General features: G+C 50.2%; 16 protein-coding genes. 6 read left to right on the top strand and 10 right to left on the bottom strand.

Annotation, left to right across the window (positions count from 1 at the left end; all coding sequences use genetic code 11):
* Nucleotides 1-36 precede the first annotated feature (36 nt).
* The 10 genes from EVJ21_RS01285 to EVJ21_RS01330 all read right to left on the bottom strand — a co-directional run bounded on the left by EVJ21_RS01285 (nt 37) and on the right by EVJ21_RS01330 (nt 12006).
* The gene (locus tag EVJ21_RS01285; protein WP_131489793.1) at nt 37-2016 is read right to left on the bottom strand and encodes a methyl-accepting chemotaxis protein; all 1980 of its coding nucleotides are present in this window, start codon (nt 2014-2016) and stop codon (nt 37-39) included.
* 255 nt (nt 2017-2271) lie between these two features.
* Nucleotides 2272-3831: a class I adenylate-forming enzyme family protein gene (locus tag EVJ21_RS01290; RefSeq protein WP_236636546.1), complete on the bottom strand. Its 1560-nt coding sequence runs from the start codon at nt 3829-3831 to the stop codon at nt 2272-2274.
* Nucleotides 3812-4672: an SDR family NAD(P)-dependent oxidoreductase gene (locus EVJ21_RS01295; RefSeq protein WP_131489794.1), complete on the bottom strand. Its 861-nt coding sequence runs from the start codon at nt 4670-4672 to the stop codon at nt 3812-3814. Before EVJ21_RS01295 ends, EVJ21_RS01290 begins: the two co-directional genes overlap by 20 nt.
* A gap of 165 nt (nt 4673-4837) precedes the next feature.
* The gene (locus EVJ21_RS01300; protein WP_131440576.1) at nt 4838-5350 is read right to left on the bottom strand and encodes a hypothetical protein; all 513 of its coding nucleotides are present in this window, start codon (nt 5348-5350) and stop codon (nt 4838-4840) included.
* 78 nt (nt 5351-5428) lie between these two features.
* Entirely contained in the window at nt 5429-5950 is a 522-nt protein-coding gene (locus tag EVJ21_RS01305) for a GNAT family N-acetyltransferase (protein WP_131489795.1), read from the bottom strand.
* Nucleotides 5951-6082: 132 nt separating this feature from the next.
* The gene (locus EVJ21_RS01310) at nt 6083-7990 is read right to left on the bottom strand and encodes a PTS fructose transporter subunit IIABC (RefSeq protein ID WP_131489796.1); all 1908 of its coding nucleotides are present in this window, start codon (nt 7988-7990) and stop codon (nt 6083-6085) included.
* Complete coding sequence (gene pfkB, locus EVJ21_RS01315; RefSeq protein WP_070327327.1) at nt 7987-8916, bottom strand: 1-phosphofructokinase; 930 nt, start codon at nt 8914-8916, stop codon at nt 7987-7989. Before pfkB ends, EVJ21_RS01310 begins: the two co-directional genes overlap by 4 nt.
* On the bottom strand, nt 8913-9659 hold the full coding sequence (locus EVJ21_RS01320) for a DeoR/GlpR family DNA-binding transcription regulator (protein ID WP_070327328.1): 747 nt from the start codon (nt 9657-9659) through the stop codon (nt 8913-8915). The genes pfkB and EVJ21_RS01320 overlap by 4 nt, the downstream gene beginning before the upstream one ends.
* A gap of 142 nt (nt 9660-9801) precedes the next feature.
* Nucleotides 9802-10710 carry an alpha/beta hydrolase gene (locus tag EVJ21_RS01325; protein ID WP_131489797.1) on the bottom strand — a complete coding sequence of 303 codons (909 nt, stop codon included), beginning with the start codon at nt 10708-10710 and terminating at the stop codon, nt 9802-9804.
* 99 nt (nt 10711-10809) lie between these two features.
* Complete coding sequence (locus EVJ21_RS01330) at nt 10810-12006, bottom strand: zinc-binding metallopeptidase family protein (protein WP_131489798.1); 1197 nt, start codon at nt 12004-12006, stop codon at nt 10810-10812.
* 266 nt (nt 12007-12272) lie between these two features.
* On the opposite strand from EVJ21_RS01330, the gene nikA reads away from it, so the two are divergent.
* Genes nikA through EVJ21_RS01360 form a run of 6 tightly spaced genes read left to right on the top strand, consistent with a single transcriptional unit; the run spans nt 12273 to nt 18334 of the window.
* Nucleotides 12273-13772, top strand: a complete 1500-nt coding sequence (nikA, locus tag EVJ21_RS01335; RefSeq protein WP_070327331.1) for a nickel ABC transporter substrate-binding protein — start codon at nt 12273-12275, stop codon at nt 13770-13772.
* Between the two features lies 1 nt (nt 13773).
* Nucleotides 13774-14715 (top strand): ABC transporter permease, encoded by a 942-nt coding sequence (locus EVJ21_RS01340; protein WP_070327332.1) that lies wholly within the window; start codon nt 13774-13776, stop codon nt 14713-14715.
* Nucleotides 14712-15491: an ABC transporter permease gene (locus tag EVJ21_RS01345; protein WP_070327333.1), complete on the top strand. Its 780-nt coding sequence runs from the start codon at nt 14712-14714 to the stop codon at nt 15489-15491. The genes EVJ21_RS01340 and EVJ21_RS01345 overlap by 4 nt, the downstream gene beginning before the upstream one ends.
* An 18-nt stretch (nt 15492-15509) precedes the next feature.
* Nucleotides 15510-16280, top strand: a complete 771-nt coding sequence (locus EVJ21_RS01350) for an ABC transporter ATP-binding protein (RefSeq protein ID WP_070327334.1) — start codon at nt 15510-15512, stop codon at nt 16278-16280.
* Nucleotides 16264-17034, top strand: coding sequence for an ABC transporter ATP-binding protein (locus EVJ21_RS01355; protein WP_131489799.1), 771 nt, complete (start codon nt 16264-16266; stop codon nt 17032-17034). The genes EVJ21_RS01350 and EVJ21_RS01355 overlap by 17 nt, the downstream gene beginning before the upstream one ends.
* The gene (locus EVJ21_RS01360) at nt 17021-18334 is read left to right on the top strand and encodes an MATE family efflux transporter (RefSeq protein ID WP_161568082.1); all 1314 of its coding nucleotides are present in this window, start codon (nt 17021-17023) and stop codon (nt 18332-18334) included. The genes EVJ21_RS01355 and EVJ21_RS01360 overlap by 14 nt, the downstream gene beginning before the upstream one ends.
* Nucleotides 18335-18378: the final 44 nt, after the last annotated feature.

The raw sequence follows: 18378 nt of genomic DNA on the forward strand, positions 1-18378 counted from the left end.
ACCAAAAAGGCAGAGCGGATCCGCTCTGCCTTTCGTTTATACATTGAATCGTGATACGAGTTCTTGCAACTCCTCCGCCATATCGGCGAGTGCTTTCGCGGATTGCGAGACTTCCTCCATCGAACCGAGCTGGTCTTCTGTCGTTGCCGCGACTTGTCTCGAGGCGTTCGAATTCTCGTCGGCGATGTGAGCGATTTGCGTCGCTGATGCTGAAACTTCTTCGACGTTCGCCGCGATCTCTTCGACAGTGGCCGTCACGTCCTCGATCCGTGGCGTCATCTCCTGCGTCCGTAACATAATCTTCTTGAAGCGCTCCGCCGTGTTCTCGGTCGTCTCAAGACCCGCTTTCGTATGGGCCGACACTTCTTTCATCAACGTGACAGACCGCTCCGTCTCTTGCTTGATGTTCTCAATCAACTGCGAAATTTGCTTCGTCGAGTCCTGTGACTGTTCGGCTAGCTTCCGGACCTCACTCGCGACGACGGCAAACCCTTTCCCGTTCTCACCGGCGCGGGCAGCTTCAATCGCAGCGTTCAAAGCGAGTAAGTTCGTCTGCGTCGCGATCCCGTTGATCACATCGACAATGTTTCCAATTTCGTTCGAACGCTTTGCGAGCGACTCGATGACTGCGCCGAACGTCTCGACCGATGTGTCGATCGCTTTCATTTGCGTCACGTTATGGGTGACGGCAGCTGTCCCGTCTTCCGCTTCGATCGCCGTCTCGCGAGACAGTTCCGATACGTCCGTCGAGCTTTCAGCGATGCGCATGATGCCTGCCGTGATTGCTTGGAGCGAGACGGCGTTGTCGTCGAGCTGACGTTTCGAATCGTCGGCGCCGGCCGCCATTTGTTGAACCGCCCCGGCAATTTGTTCTGAAGATGCTGTATTTTGCGCCGAGTTGGCCATCAGTTCTTGCGACGATGCGGCGACTTGCCCGATCGATTGATCGAGGTTGATGATGATCGAACGGAGTGACGCCGTCATGCCGTTGAAACTTTCAGCGACCCGGCCGATCTCATCGTTCGAATCGATGATGATTTCTTCCGTCAAATCTCCCGCCTGAATCCGTTCCGCGCCCGTCGTCAAACGGTTCAACGGTCGAATGATTGAGCGTAAGATGAAGTATAAGATGACGGCAGCAAGCAAACTCATCCCGGCGATGACACTTAATGTCGTCCACAGGATACCGACCGTCTCATCTGTAATTTCTTTATCATACAACGTCCCGGCCACTTTCCAGCCCGTCAAGTCGTTCGTCATGAAGTCCATTTGTTTGTCTTCATTTTCGAACACATATGAAAAGCTGCCGTCTTTGCCGTCGTAAAGCGATTCGACCCAATCGCCTGATGCCTTCTCGCCTGCGGCTAACGTCGGATGGGTCACGAACTGCTGGTTCGCATCAAGGATCGTGACGTAGCCTTCTTTCCCGATTTGAATGCTAGTCGCGACTTCGGCGATATCATCAACGTCGACGTCGACCGCGATGACGCCACGACCGTCATCCGTTGTCTGCGATAACGTGACCATCATCTTGTTCGAGGCCGCATCGACGTAAGGGTCTGTGATGACGACGTTTCCTTCGGCACCATCTGCCGCTTCATACCACGGACGCGTCCGGGGATCATAGTCGTCCGGCATCGTTTGGACCGGATAGATCGTCATCGTGCCTTCAGTGGACGCATAATAGATGTTCGTCACTTTCGGATGGGTCGCCAAATATTCGACGAACTTCTCCTCTAACCCAAGGTTGTCTTCTCCTTCTTCGTAGAGCGACTCATCGATCCGCCCCGCAAAAAAGGCGACGTCGCGCTCAATCGGTTCAATCAGATTCGTGATCTCGTCATTCATCCGCTCCACACCCGCGTGTGCCGACTGCATGATTTGATCCGTAATTTTTTGTTTCGCCTGATAGTAAGCGACAAAGCCGATCAATAACGATGGAATCAATAATAAGAGCAATGACATCGTGATCAACTTTTGTTTAATGCTGATGGTTCGTTGTTTCGTCCGTTTCATAAATAACCCCTATTCCCGAGAATAACTCTCGCTACGTTAACCTATGTATCGGCTAGAATCGGGGCTTTTTTGATGACCTAGACAAAAAATCGTCACCGTTTTTCTATTCTTGTCAATTGAAAACCTTTTCATTCGGCGGTTTGTCAAATTAAGCGCAACACTTCATCCACTCGATGATTGCCTCGTTCAATTCCACTTCCTCACCCCACAATCAAAGTACTCTCAACATCTTTTATAGCTCTATTCGTAAATTACTTAGCCCTCGATACGGGTAATTGTTTGAACTCGTTTTCTGTCCAGCTTTCCAACAGGTGTATAAGGCAACTCCTCAACAAAAGCGATTTCTCGGGGGATTTGGTATGCTGCCACTCGTGTGCGTAACCAGCTCAAAAGTGCTTCTTCAGTCATTCTTTTATCAGAATACAGCTGTACGAATGCCTTCAGAATGTTGCCAGCGTAGATATCCTCTACACCGATTACAGCGACGTCTTCGACACTCGGATGATTGCACAAAGCAACTTCTATTTCCGAAGGATAGATATTGTTGCCGGCTGAAATGATCAAGTCGTCTGTTCGTCCACACAGGAAATAATAGCCGTTCTCGTCCCGGTAACCCATATCGCCAGTTTGAATCCAGTGGCTTGGGCTGTTTTTCATGGTCCATTTATTCCGAATACAAAATTGTCCAATACTGCCAGGTTCAACTTTTTTCCCGTCCACGACTACCTGCAATTGACTTCCCGAAATTGCTTTTCCAAGCGTGTTTGCATGAAAATTTAAATCTTCGGGTGTAGCAATGATGTTCAAGCCAGCTTCCGAAGTTCCGTATAGATTGTATAAGACATTCCCCAGATGATTGTTTACTTCATTCACTAAAACCGGATTTAGTTTTGCACCTCCAGACGCAATGCAAGCTAGGGAACTGAGCGCTTCTTTATCGTGCTTCAACATTTTATGAATCATCAAAGGAACTACCGTGACAACTTCTACTTGATGCTGCCGAATAAGGGCGCATGCTCCTTTCGCATCAAAGCTCTCCTGAATGACAACTTTCTTTCCCAAAGCAAGAAATGATAACAGTACTGCGATGCCGTAGCCATGGTAAATCGGCGTTGCAATATAGGCAGTGCTGTATGTTGGCAGCTGCAGTCGGTTCAGTAAAGCAGCAAAAGGATCCAGGAAATTAAAGAGGGATGGGCGGTGAATCACTTGTTTAGGCTTTCCAGTGGTGCCACCGGTCAACAGCACAATCTTTCCGCTGGCAGAGGCCGTCAATTTTTCTTTTCTATGTAGAGCCGAATCCGACAAACTGTTGATGGATTCAATTTTTTCATGATAACTGACGATTTTTGAATGTTTGTAAGACGATTTTTCAATCAATCCGCTAAACTCTTCGTCGTAAATCAGCAAGTCGAAATGATGTTCTTGCACTAGTCGATCGAACTGTAGTTGACTCATGGAACAATTGAGCAAGTATATATCTGTGCCGAGCCGCGAAGCAGCAAAAATGCCCTGCACGAAGGACGCGTGGTTTTTACAGAAGAACGCCACTTTATGCCCTTTACAAATCCCATACCTCTCCGCTAGAAGATGAGCGAGATTTTCACAGTGCTTCTGCAGCTCCAGATAATTGAGTGTTTCCCGACTATCCACCAAAGCAGTTTTTTGGCCTCCCGTCTTTTCCGTCAATGAAAAAAGAAGCATAAGGTTTACACCGTTTTGATGGATAGCGAAGCAAAGACGTCCTAAGTTTGATGGGGAAAGAAAATTGAGTTGCGACAATATTTTCAGCAAATTAAACATTGCCTCTTTCACGCTCCTTTTTTCTTAATAACCTGAGGACGATAAACGATAACGGTGATCTGAAAATAACTGAAGCCCATTGACCTAGAATCAGCCACCAGGGTTTATAAACTTTTCTTTTCGTATACAAGACGTGTCCTATAATTTCCGCCACGTGAACCGGTGACATGGCAGGGGAAGTCTGATAAGCAATAGTTGGTTTTATCATGGGTGTTTTCACGAGCGGCAGATAAATAGAAGTGGTGGAAATGTTTTTGATTTTCAGTTCCGGCTCCGCCGAGCGCAACCACGTATCAAAAGCGGTTTTCGACGCCTGGTAGGCAGCCCAGTGAGGTATAGGGAATAGCAAAGCATTTATGGTGGAGACATTGATGATGTGCCCGTTCTTTTTCTCAAGCACCGGAATGAGCGATAGCAACAACTGTACCGGAGCAAAATAATTAAGCGCCATGGTACGTGTGAAGTCATGGTAACGATCCAGCGACTGGGCAATTGGACGGTTGATGGAGATTCCGGCATTGCTGACGACAACATCCACTCCGTCCGTTAATTGATGAAGAAATGCCAGCAATCCTTTTAGTTCCTCTTCATTGCGCAAATCTGCCGGGAATACCGTTACACTGGCTGTAGCCTTTTCGATTTCGACTTTCATGACGTTCATGCTTGCTTCTCTGCGGGCCACCAGAATCAGATGCGCAGTTGTATTCGCTAATAGATAGGCGAACTCCTTGCCGATTCCTGAACTCGCTCCAGTAATCAGGACAGTCTTTCCATCCATCTCTTTTTTCATCTTCTCGAAATTGAGGGAAGGCGATAAAAATAGGGCTCTCTCCAGTAGAGTGTAGTTATGCATTTAGCCAGCACCTTTTTGTAAGATATCGTTATAAAATCAGGAATCTTCCGACTCTTATTTTTATAAATTTTACCATTTAAACCCTATTAACGGAATGGATAAGGAGAAAAGATAAACATCGTCCTCCCCTTACCTTGTAATCGTTTTTTAGGTGTCACCTCTGCATCAATCTTCGAGATACATATCCAAATGCAACAACTCGTCTCGCAGCGGCGACAAATCGTTCAACGAATGGACGCCCATCATATAGTCGTACCCAAAGAACACTTTGAACCTATATTCTTCGTCTGACTCATTCACTTTATACTCTAACTCGGCGTAAAGCGTATTCCTTAACATGAGGCGAAGCATGTTCGGGATTTGGTCTCGTGACAGCACCTTCCCTAGCTTCACTTTTTTGCGAAGGTCTCTCATCCGGATCGGATAGAGCGCATTGAACGCGCATTTCGAAGAGGCTCGATACGCATAGTCACGTCGCTCAAGATAGGAGACGGTCAATGTCTTCACTCCTAAATAGCCCATGATTCGCTCAATCGCTTTAACGTAATTAGACTCCATGCGGAGATATTCCTCCAACGTGAAGACGACACCTTCAAACGTTTGATCGATGTCCGAGATTTCCGTCCACTCGTCAATCTTCCCTCTCGTTTCAGGATGATATTTGGTTATGTTATACATGTTCATGTAGTCACCTATTTTGCTATATATTTGTGTGTTGTCTAAATAAAACGGACGCGACAGTTTCGTCGCGTCCGTTCATGCCCCGATGATCGCATCATGGGTCGCTTCCGTCCAGCCATAGGCGACTTCGCGCAACGCGAGTTCGCCGAACAAGCGCTCTTTCGCATCGACGACTCGTCCTTGGCGCTGTTCATAAAACGCCCGATGCGGGTTCAGCTCGAGCGCCCAGATGAGAACACCACGGCTAGACATCGTTTGGACCGCGCGTTCGAGTAAGAGTGAGCCGATTCCGTTCCGTTGATGGTTTTCTAAAATGTAAATCGCGTAAATCTCGTTCGGATGGTCCGGATAGTCACCCGTCCGCTCGTCCCCATACAATACGAAACCAACGATTTCCTCATCGACTATGGCGACGAATCCGCTGACTTCGCGGTTAGAAAGGGCACTTCGGACTTTTTCCGACCACTCGATCGACCCAGAAGAAAGCTTTAATAAAAACTCGGTCGGAACGATTCCCCGATAAGTCGTTCGCCAACCGTTGACCCTGACGCGCGCGATCCCGTAAGCGTCTTTCGGCTCAGCTTTCCGTATTTGCATCCGTACCCCCTCCTACCCTAAGTTTTACAAGTAGTTTACCACAAATCACCGAATCGAAATCACACTTCTTCCAGAAACGACTGACAATCATTTTACAAAAAACGACCGTAGGAATCCCTACGGTCGAGTTTGTTAAGCGACATCACGCGTTGGCTCTGCCGTCGCTGTCGTAAGCGGTTTTTTCAAGAACGAGAGGAGGAGTGCTCCGACGAGTGCCCCTACGAGAATCGCAAGTGCGTAGAGACCCATGCTCATCGCGACGTTTCCAGCTCCTTCAAGTAATGGGAAGACGAAGATCCCACCGTGCGGCGCCGGCAATTGAATCGCGAAGAAGGCAGATAATCCACCGGCGAGTGCTGACCCGAGGATCGCTGACGGTAATACCCGGATCGGGTCGGCCGCAGCGAACGGGATGGCTGCTTCTGTGATGAACGAGGCGCCCATGATGTACGCCGTCTTACCAGCTTCACGTTCTTGTTTCGAGAACTTCTGACGAGCGAACACGGTTGACGCGAGCGCGACGAGAAGCGGTGGCACCATTCCACCTGCCATGACGGCCGCCATGACTTCTTGGTTACCGGCTGTGAGTGCCGCCGTACCGAACACGTACGCCGTTTTGTTGATCGGGCCACCCATATCGACGGCCATCATGCCACCGACGATGACACCGAGCAAGATGGCGTTAGCACCACTCATGCTGTTGAGCGTATCCATCAACCATGTCATGAACGCTGCGATCGGTTCGTTGACGACAAGTAGCATGATCATCCCTGAGATGAACGAGCCGAGCAACGGATACAGGAGGACTGGTTTAATTCCTTCAAGCGTCGCTGGCAATTTCGCGAGTGCTTTTTTCAAGAACAGGACGACGTAACCAGCTAAGAAACCGGCGATGAGTCCACCGAGGAATCCGGCATTCCCTTCGCTCGCGAGCACACCGGCGACGAGACCAGGTGCGAGACCCGGACGATCGGCGATCGACATCGCGATGAAACCGGCAAGGATTGGGACGAGGAAACCGAACGCCGCGCCACCGATCGTCATGAGCTGAGCCGCAAATTCATTGTAAGACGGGTCATCTGGGTTTGCCGAGTTGATGCCCCAGAAGAAGCTGAGGGCAATCAACAGACCACCGGCGACGACGAGTGGCAGCATGGCTGATACCCCGCTCATCAAGTGTTTGTAAATGCCGGTGCGCTGTTCTTTAGGAGCGCCTGACGTCCCTGTCGAACGGTAAACCGGTGCATCTTGTTTCACAGCCCGGTTGATCAACTCTTCCGGTTTGCGGATGCCTTGCGCGACCGGTACTTCGATCACGTGTTTCCCGGCGAACCGCTCCATGTCGACGGCTTTATCGGCCGCGACGATGATAGCTGTCGCTTTGGCGATATCAGCTGCCGTCAATTCGTTTTTGACGCCAGTCGAACCGTTCGTCTCGACCTTGATGTCGACACCCATCGCTTCTGCTTTTTGTTTCAGGCTGTCTGCTGCCATATACGTGTGCGCGATGCCGGTCGGGCAAGCTGTGACGGCAAGGATATAAGGTGCATCCTTTTTGACCGTTTTTTCAGCAACCGGTGCCGCTTCGGCCGCTTCTTTCTCTTCGATCGCGCGAATGACGTCATCTTCTGACGTTGCCGCATAGAGACGTTCCTGGAATTTTGGATCCATAAGGAAGACGGATAATTTCGAGAGTGTTTCTAAGTGCTCGTTGTCGGCGTGTTCGCCTGCTGCGATCATGAAGAACAGGCGGCTGTCTTGGCCGTCGAGCGCTTCATAGTCGATCCCGCTCGAGCGACCAAAGGCGATCGCGGGTGCTTTGACAGCTTTCGTCTTCGCGTGCGGGATGGCAATCCCTTCACCGAGTCCGGTCGTGCTTTGCGCTTCGCGGGCCAAGATGGCGTCGCGATAACCGTTCCGGTCCGATAGCTTACCGGCCCGGTCGAGCACGTCGACGAGCTCATCGATGACATCTGCTTTTGAACGACTGCGGAGATTCAGTTGGATCGTGTCCTTTTTGAGTAGGTCCGTGATGTTCATGTTGTTTCCTCCAATCGGGATAGTGGGGTGACGTCGACTTCGCCGACCAAGCGGTCCACGTCTTGTTTCGTACAGAGGCCAAACGTATAAGCAGACGCGCTGCCGGTCGTGACCGCATAGCGGAACGCCTTGGTTGCGTCGTGGTCTAAAATGTTAGCGACAAAGCCGGCGACGAGTGAATCACCCGCTCCGACCGAGTTGACGAGTTTCCCGCTCGGCGTGTTAGCCGTATAGGCGCCTGAACCGTTGACGAGCATCGCGCCGTCTCCTGCGAACGAGACGATGACGTTTTTGGCGCCACGCTCGACTAACTGTTCCGCGTAAGGGAGCGCCTGGTCAAACGTCTCGATATCGACATCAAACAGTTCACCGAGTTCGTGATGGTTCGGTTTGATCATGAGTGGTTCGAGCGAGAGCACCTCGAGCATCGCCTCTTTTGTTGTATCGACGACGAAGTCGGCTCCGTTCGCTCGAACTTTCTCAGCGAGCGTCCGGTAAAGTGTGCTCGGCAGATTGCCAGGGATACTTCCGGCCAAGACGACGATATCACCTGCTTGGACGTGTTCGAACTGTGCTGTCAACTGTTCAAGTTCCGTGTCCGAGATGACAGGACCACTCGCGTTCAATTCCGTCTCTTCTTTCGCCCGGATCTTGACGTTGATTCGGGTCTCGCCATCGACTTCGATGAAATCGGTCTCGACACCCTTGTCCGTCAACGCTTTCTTAATAAATTCACCTGTCGTTCCGCCTATGAATCCTAGGGCGACCGTATCGGCGTCAAACTCACGTAAGACGAACGAGACGTTGATACCTTTTCCTCCGGCCCGTTGCGTCGTCTCTTGGATGCGGTTGACCTCACCTAAGACGACTTCTGGCAATGTGACGTAATAATCGATTGATGGGTTAAGTGTTAACGTGTAAATCATTGGGCGTTCACCACCTTTGTTAATGTTTCGACTGAACTGACGTACGGTGCACCGCTCATCGTGATGAGTGTCGCCGCCTCGAGGGGCGCCACTCGGCTGAACGAACGTTTCCCGAATTTTGAATCGTCCGCCAAGATGTAGGCGTCCCGAGCCAGTTCAATCGCTGTTTTTTTGACGAGGGCTTCTTCTGGGTCAGGCGTCGTATAGCCCGCTTCTAGGTCGACCCCGTTGATACCGAGAAAAGCGACATCGACCCGATAGTTCATCATGCTCTCGCGAGCGTTGTAGCCGACGAGCGCTTGTGTCGAACGTTTCAACTCGCCGCCGATCACGAACGTTTTAATATCGAGATCGAACAAGTCGTTGGCAATCGGGAGGCTGTTCGTGACGACGATGACTTTCTTACCTGTCAAGTAAGGGACCATCGCCTGTGTCGTCGTCCCGGCATCGAGATAGACGGACATCCCGTCTTCGATGAACGTCGCGGCCTTCCGTGCGATCGCGACTTTCTCATCGACGTGCCGATCCCGTTTTTCCTCGAACGTCGGTTCGTCTTCAGCGCGAACGACGAGCGTCGCCCCGCCATGAACCCGTTCAAGGTAGCCTTCGGCCTCAAGGTCCGTCAAATCACGGCGGATCGTCGACTCTGACGCCCCCATCCATTCGACCAACTCTTTCAGCTTGACGATCTTTTGTTCCGACAACCGTTGCAAAATCATCTGATGTCGTTGTTTCGTTAACATCGTATTCCCTCCGTATCTCTAATATAAAGCGTTTACATTAAAAAAACAATCAAAAACATTCAAATTCATTCACTTTTTATCTTATTGTCACAATTATAACATAAAAAACGGTCAACTAGTGACCGTTTTCGACTGTTTTTGACTATTTGATTAACCAATCGTTCAATTTCTGTAACAGCTGTGGATGAAGCGGGGCCTCGATCGCCTCACGATATTCTTTGTGCAACGTTAAAAGTGAATGCGGGCTCGTCCGTTCGACGAGCAGGTGGTTCATATCTTTAATGATATAGCTGTCGACATCGCCTTTCGTCCGCAGTGAATGGACGTGTTCAGGCGGGACTTGGACGTCACGGTCACCGGTGATGGCAAGCAGCGGGACGCGCACGAGCTCGAGCCGTTCCCGGACGTCATACGACGCATGTTCACGAATCCATTTGGCGTTGACGACTTGGCCTCGGTATTTGAACGCAGCGACGTTCGTCCGGAGCGAGCGCTCGAGCAGATCGTCTTGTCGTTGTCTGACTTTTTTCGGGACGCCGGTCAACCGATAAAACATCCCTTTCAACCCTTTCACGCGCCCGATCTCGCTCGCGAGTGCGTCGGCTTGATGTAAGAACATCTGTTTCGACGAGTCGTTGAATCCGGCGAGGAGGATCAATCCGGCCGCATTCGTCTCGAGTTGAACGGCCGGGGCGATGACCGCCCCTTCGCTATGGCCAAGCACGTAGACATCGCCCGTTTCAGGCAACCGTTGGATCGTTTTCACGACTTCGATCGCATCGTTGACCAAGTCATGGAGTCCGACTTTATTAAAGTCACCGTCCGACTCCCCAATCCCTTGTTTGTCGTACCGAAATACGTTGACGCCCATGCCATATAGCGCGTCGGCTAGTTTTTTATACGTATTGAACTGGACAGGTCCGACATTGCCGTTCCGGTCACTCGGCCCGCTCCCGCTCAAGATGACGACCGTTTTCCGCGGCGTGTCATGCCATAAAAGCGTACCGGCCAGTTCACCGTAATGTCTTGTAATGTTCATGTTTCGTTCCATTGTATCGCCTCCTCTTTCATCATACCGAACAATTCGAGAGAGGACGAGTGTTTCAGTCAAAAAGAAAGAACCGCCCTCACACGGGGACGGTTCAAGACATCATTGTGTGGCGAGCCAATCTGTTAGCCAAGCGACGTGGTCTTCCATCGCCTCGTTCGACAAACGGTCGATTGTATCGGCTTCAGTTAAAGCATCAAACTCAGCCGTCAATGAATCGCTTAATGACATGACCGGTACGCCTTCCGCATGAAATTCATCTAAATACGACGTCCCGAGTGGCTTCACATCAAGTGTTGACCAGCTTCCTTGCTCAAGGACCGGCAGTCTTGTCATCCCTTTTGTCCTTACAAAACGTGCATCTTCCCCGGTACCAAGAATATCTAATGACAGTACTAAAGACGGCAAAGTTTCAGCCTGTTTCGCTGTTTCTAAATAATCCATGGCGGTCTCGTAGCCACCCCCACTTCCGTTCAAGAAGACATATCGGATCGTCGCATCCGTATCAATGCCATCCATTTGTTCGATGAGCGCGTACAATATCGATGAACCACCAAGGCTCCATAACGCATGGTCCCCGTAACTCGTGCCGTCAAGCCTAGCCAAGATCACAATCTCCTCGTCTGTTTTACCAGGTTGAATAAATTCGACATACGGCACCTCGTCGTCGACGAACGGTTCGACTGAGACATGCGTCCCGTCCGTCAAACGATCTGCTGTCACAACGTCGACGCCGATGCCGGGCAGCCGCGTCCGTGGCGAAGTATAAATGGTTCCGTAATAAGCCTCTTCTTGTTCATCGGGCGTGACAATGTACCCTTCGGCTCCTGCCTCCAACAGGTTGAGCAAGTGGCGATTCGCCTCATCATCAATGAGGACCTCTCCATATGGATCAGCCGACGTGTCCCTCCCGTCAAGCTCGAGTGATTTGACCGTCATCGGCAAAACGACGACTTTTCCTTCTACATCATCAATCGGTTCGTTCCAATCCGTTTGAATCACTTCACCGTCAAATCCAGCTTCTAAGATGAAATGAGATACACCATCGAATCGTTCGTCATCTTCAATGGTCAACGTCGTCCAATGGCTCGGTACGGAGGCATAATGGACGAAACGGTTCATCTCAAGATCGAGCTCGGTCCCGAGCGACTCGAACAGCTCGACGTTCTCCCAACTGTTAACGTCTCGGTCGAACGACGCAAAGTATTCGGCCGTCTCATACGGGGTGGCGTTTGTGAACGGACTGACGTACAAAAAGACGACATATAGTACCGATAGTAAGCTAAACATAATGTTCATACGAGTTGTCTCCAATAACTAAGTAATAATTTCAACCAATGATCAAGATAGAATGGATAACTTGGAAATTATTATTATAAATGGCTTTTAGTACTTTTGCATTTAATTTTTTATAGGTTTAAATATATTTAACAACACATAACCATTCAATCACCACCAGTGTTACCTGTTAATTTAAACATAAAATTCACCAGTTGATACATTGTAATGATTACGCTATGATGTAATTCGTAATCATTACAATTTGAAAGAAGGATGTCATCTCTATGAAATATGTAGTTCCGCTCATATGTACTATCGCTCTATTTTTTTTAACGGCTTGCAACGATTCCAATCAAGACGATCGGCATTTACATTTCGTCTATAACTTCTCAACTCAGTCGCTAGACCCCCACCGCGATTCAAGTTACGTTCCGCTCCGGGCCGGTGTGACAGAGACGCTTTTTAAATTGAACGATGAGACGTTATCGGTCGACCCATGGCTCGCACAATCGTTCGAACAAGTGAACGAAACGACGTGGCGCGTTTACATACGAGAAGATGTGACGTTCCATAACGGGAAACCGCTCGACACGCAGGCCGTCAAACGTTCACTCGACCGTTCTCTCGAAGAGAATACAGGGATCCGCAGCGCATTGCGTATCGAATCGATTACAGCGGAAGCATCGAGCCTCCTAATCGAGACGACCGTCCCTTATCCAGAACTCGTCAATGAACTCGTCCATCCGAACACATCCATCATTGACGTCACTGCAGATGATGCCATCGATCAAATACCTGTCGGGACCGGCCCTTATCAAGTGACGTCGTTCCAACCCGGCTCGAACATCCAACTTGAACGGCATGATGCATACTGGGACGGTCAACCGAAACTCGATACGGTCACGTTCACGTTCAACGAAGACCCGGGGTCGCGCACGATGGCGCTCCGGTCTGGCGAAGCAGACATCGTCTATCGTCCAGAAATCGAGATGATCGACACGTTGGAGCAGGACGGGTTCGTCGTCGACAAGGCGGAGACGTTCCGTGTCCATCAGTTGACGATGAACCTTGAACGTGAACATATGCAGTCACTCGCGATGCGCCGCCTGATTGACTCGCTCATCAATCGCGAACAAATCGTGGACGGCATTTTGAATGGCTATGCCACACCTGCTGTCGGTCCATTCTTACCGTCTTTCCCGTTCGCCCCGTCCTACCCTTCTGACGAGGGACAAGATGTCCTGGACCTGGTCAAACAAGACGGTTACGAGCAAGTCAACGGCGTGTTGATGAAAGACGGTGAGCCGGTTCGGCTCAATCTGTTGACGTATAGCTCACGACCTGACTTACCACTCATCGCACAGTTGATTCAATCGGATGCGAAGCAAGTCGGGATAGAAATCGATATTCAAATGATTGACACACCGGAAGAATATATGGCCGCCGAACGAGACTGGGACCTTGCGACGTATAGCAATTTGACCGCACCACGTGGGGACGGCGGCTACTACTTGAACGCCACGTTCCATCCGAACGGCGCGTTGAATTTCAGTGGCGTAGAAGATGCGACATTGACGCAGAAAATCGACCGCTTGAATCAGACGGTCGACCGTGCTGAACGCGACCGAATGACCGAAGAAATTGCGCAATATGTCGATGAACGTGTCATCAACTCATTTTTAGTCCACCCTTCGACGAATGTTGCTTTGAAAGACAACGTGCATGGGTGGGTCACTGAAAAGAGCGAATACTATATGATCACAAAAGATTTGGATGTGTTGTGATATGACGCGATTCGTGGCACGTAAATCGCTTGAGTGGGGACTAGCTTTTCTAGTCTTCACTTTTTTCAGTTTTTTGCTTCTCCGACTCGTCCCGGGAGATCCCGTCCTATACTTATTGAAGGTCGACGAACTGCAAGTCGATGTCGCCGAGATTGACCGCCTCCGCGAGGAGCTTGGCTTCACGGATCCGGTATGGGTCCAATACGTGAATTGGCTCTCTGAAATCGTTCGATTAAACTTAGGCGATTCACTCATCACCGGTCAGCCTGTGACACAATTGTTTAAAAACAACTATGCCGCGACGTTCGAACTCGCGGCCGGAGGTCTCCTCGTGGCGATTGTGCTCGCCGTCCCGCTCGGTACCATCAGCGCTTTCCGACCAATGTCTGTCTTTTCCAAGCTAGCAACCGGATTGTCGATTGTCGGGTCATCGGTCCCTAGTTTTTTAATCGGCTTGTTTTTGATGTATGTATTCGCCGTGTCACTCCAATGGTTCCCTGTAATGGGACGAAACGGCTGGGACAGCCTCGTCTTACCGTCTTTGACGTTAGGCATTGCCGTTGGCGGCGTCTATATCCGGCTCATCCGCTCGACATTACTCGACGTGATGGCGGCTGATTACGTCGTGATAGCAAAAGTTCGGGGAATCCGTTCAAAAAAGTTACTGACGCGCTATATCGCCCGGGCCGCCTTGCCCCCTGTCATCTCGATGTTCGGCGTGAGCGTGGCGAGCCTCATGGGAGGAGTCGTCGTGCTCGAAGTATTATTCGCTTATCCCGGGGTCGGCAAACTGATGGTGGATTCTGTTTTACGCCGTGATTTCCCCGTCTTGCAAGGGTATCTCGTCTTTACGACTTGTTTAGTCGTCAGTATCAATCTCGTGACCAACGTGATGTTACGTTTACTGCAGCCTCACCTCTATCGAAAGGATGTGTCCCGATGAAACAGCGCCGATTCATCATAAGCGGTTTGGCAATCTTCGTCGTGATGTATGCATTGACATCGATGGTCGACCCGTTCGCGACGAACGTGACGAATCGACTTGCCTCACCATCGCTGCATCATCTGCTCGGCACCGATCATCTAGGGCGAGACGTCTTGTCACGACTCCTTCTTGCAGGCGGGATCACGGTCGGTTTAAGTACCGTCATCATTCTCATCACAGCGACGGTCGGCATCATTCTTGGGACGATCAGCGGGTTCGTCTATCGCAAATTGGAGCGAATCGTCACAAAAGTGACAGATGCGACCATCATCTTTCCGGATACGGTGCTCGCCATCGTCCTCGCTGGAGTCCTAGGTCCGAGCATTCAAAGCCTTGTGCTCGCCATCAGTTTGATTAAGTGGACGTCCTATACACGCCTCGTACACACGCTCGTCCTGCAAGAGAGCACGAAGGGACACGTCCTCGCTGCGCGCGTGAACGGTCTTTCGAAACCGAAAATCGCACTCCGGCACGTCCTTCCTGCCGTCTGTCCGCACATTCTTGTCGTCATGAGTCTTGACCTTGGAAAAGTCATTCTCTTGATTTCCGCCTTCTCCTTCATTGGACTAGGTGTTCAATTACCGTTACCAGAATGGGGGGGGATGATCAGTGAAGGACGACATTACCTTGCAACGAATCCGGCGCTCGTTTTTTGGCCGGCGTTCTGTATCGTGTTAACCATTATCGGGTCGACGAGACTCTCGACAAAACTGACACGTCATTTTCAAGTTTAAGCGTTAGGAGGCAACGTAATGTTAGTCATTGATCAACTTTCTATCAAGCATGACGAACGTCCACTTTTACAAGACGTCTCATTCGCCATCGAACGAAATGAGTGGGTCTGTCTCGTCGGCGCGAGCGGAAGCGGCAAATCACTTCTCGTCAAATCGATTTTGCAGATGCTTCCCAACACGCTTCAGACGACAGGTACAATTTATTGGAACGACCAAGAGATTGGGGATGCGAGTAAAACGTGTTCCATTTATGGGTGCGAGATTGGATACATCCCACAACATTACACGACGTCGTTCGCACCATTTTTGACGATGGATGAGCATATTCGGGACTTGTTCGAAAGTCATGACGAGGCATACGACAAAGACCGTATCCGCTCCGCCATGGCCGAGATTCATTTATCGGAAGAACTCCTCAATCGCTATCCACTCGAACTGAGCGGTGGTCAACTTCAGCGGTTTTGCTTATTACTTGCGAGCATTCTTCAACCAACACTCATCATCGCGGACGAGATCACGAATGCGCTCGACGTGCTGACGGCTCGGCAAGTGACCGAATGGTTGAAGTCGATGATCGGTCAAACATCGAGCATGCTGTGGGTCACTCACGATTTAGCCGAAGCGATGACCTATGCCGATCACATCCTCGTCATGAAAGATGGGCGCATCGTTGACGCGGGAAATCGTGAGCACCTGATCGCCTCGGAGAACCCGTATACCAAGTCTTTGCTTCAAGCGGCACCGATTTTAAAACGAGAGGAACGACTCGAACATGTTATTACACGTTGAAAAAGTCTCGAAAAACTATGGTAGCCACTCTGTATTATGTGACGTCACGTTCACGGTTCAGGCTGGCGAATCGGTCGGCTTGATTGGGACGAGCGGTAGCGGAAAGAGCACCTTGTCTCGCTGTATACTCGGACTTGAGCTGGTTGACGCAGGACAGATTCAGCTATGTAATCTGTCTTGGCAGACCGCTTCATGTCGGGAAGTCACACAGATGAGGCAACGCATTCAAGCTGTGTTTCAAGACAGCGCCGAATCGTTCAACCCGAGATGGACGCTCGCAGATTCCATCTTGGAGCCGCTTCGTCATTTTCGTTTGATTGAACCGTACGATGAACGGGCCAAGTTAGAACACTTGTTTGACATCGTTCAACTTCCGCACACATGCATGGCCTCGTATCCTCGTGAATTGAGCGGAGGGCAAAAACAACGTGCCGCCATCGCCAGGTCTCTTAGCCTGAATCCTCAACTCATTCTTCTCGATGAGGCAACGACAGCACTGGACACCATCACGCAACATCACATCGTCGACATGCTAAAGTCCTATCATCGCGACCAGTCGATGGCATTTTTAATCATCTCCCACGATTTATCGGTCGTATCGAAACTGTGTGACCGTATCCTTGTCTTGTCCGAAGGGACGATCGTGGACTCTTTCAACGGCAATGAATTGTTTGATGACTCGCGCCATCCGTACACGATTGCATTGCGCGACGCCTTCGTCGAGAAGGGTCGGTTCTTGCATGGTGTCGACTAAATCATTTTGGCTCATCGCTTACCCGCTCGTGCTCGCCGGTTTCTCAACGCCGCTGCTTGGTGTCGTCGATACGATTGTAATCGCGAACACGGACGAATTGACCGCGATTGGTGCAGTCGCCGTCGGTGCGGTCGTCTTTAACACCCTTTATTGGCTGTTCGGCTTTCTAAAGATTAGTACGAGCGGATTCACAGCGCAAGCACTCGGGAAACAAGATGCAACACGCGTTCAAATGAGTTTGTTCCGGCCGCTCGTCATCGCGTTTGTTTTTGGAACAAGTTTTCTCTTGTTCCTGATCCCGATTCGCGAAACCGCCATTCATCTACTTGTAACGGATGCATCCATGGCCGACTCCGTTCGGACTTATATTACGACGCGACTTTACGCCGCTCCATTCGCGCTTGGTACGTACGTCCTACTCGGCTGGCTGATTGGGCATGGGAGCGTGCGCACCGCCTTAGTCATCCAAGTCGGTGGCAACCTGATGAACATCATCTTAGACGTTTGGTTTATCCACGTGTTTTACGATCCGGTTGCCGGGATTGCTTTTGCGACGAGTTTGTCAGAAGTGATGACGTTTGGATTGGGTTGGCTGTTCGTACAAAGCCGTATCACGTTTTCCGCACAGATAAGCCGCGATTTGATGAACACGGGCGCTTATATTACTTATTTGACCGTCAACCGTGACTTGTTCATCCGTACCGTCTTCTTACTTCTCATGACGGGCTCGTTCACTGCACTTGGAGCCAAACAAGGCGTCGAGGCATTGAGTGCGAATGCCATCTTGTTTCAATTGCAGTATGTGATCGCTTATTGGTTCAGCGGCATCGGTCAAGCTTCCACCGTATTGATTGGGCGCGCAATCGGGCAAAAATCGAATGAAACCTATCGACTCACGGTTCAGATCGGCTCTCGGTTTATTTTGTGGTCAACGGTTATTATCACCGTACTACTGTCAGTGGCACAGGATGGAATCATTCACCTCTTCACGGAAGATATAGCGCTCCGCTCGACGATTGAGACGTATTATATGTGGATTATTTTGTATCCGTTCATCGGTGGTTTGGCCATGTTGTATGAAGGTGTCTTTGCCGGCATCGGAGACGCTCGGCCCGTCCGTAACTCACTCATCTATGCGTTTATCGTGTTTACGATTGTGGCCTTCTTGCTCGTCCCCTCCATCGGGAATCATGGGGTTTGGTTAGCTTTTCTTTGCTTCAGTCTCACACGGTCGCTCTCGTTGGCGATGAATGAACGCAGGAGACGAAATTGTCTGTTTTCGCCATCTCACCTTTCATAAAAATGGTATAGTGAAAAGATATTACAAAGTCGAAAGATAGAAAT

Origin of the sequence: Exiguobacterium sp. SH0S2, from assembly GCF_004337185.1 — a bacterium.
In the GTDB taxonomy this organism is placed as follows: Bacteria; Bacillota; Bacilli; order Exiguobacteriales; family Exiguobacteriaceae; genus Exiguobacterium; species Exiguobacterium aurantiacum_A.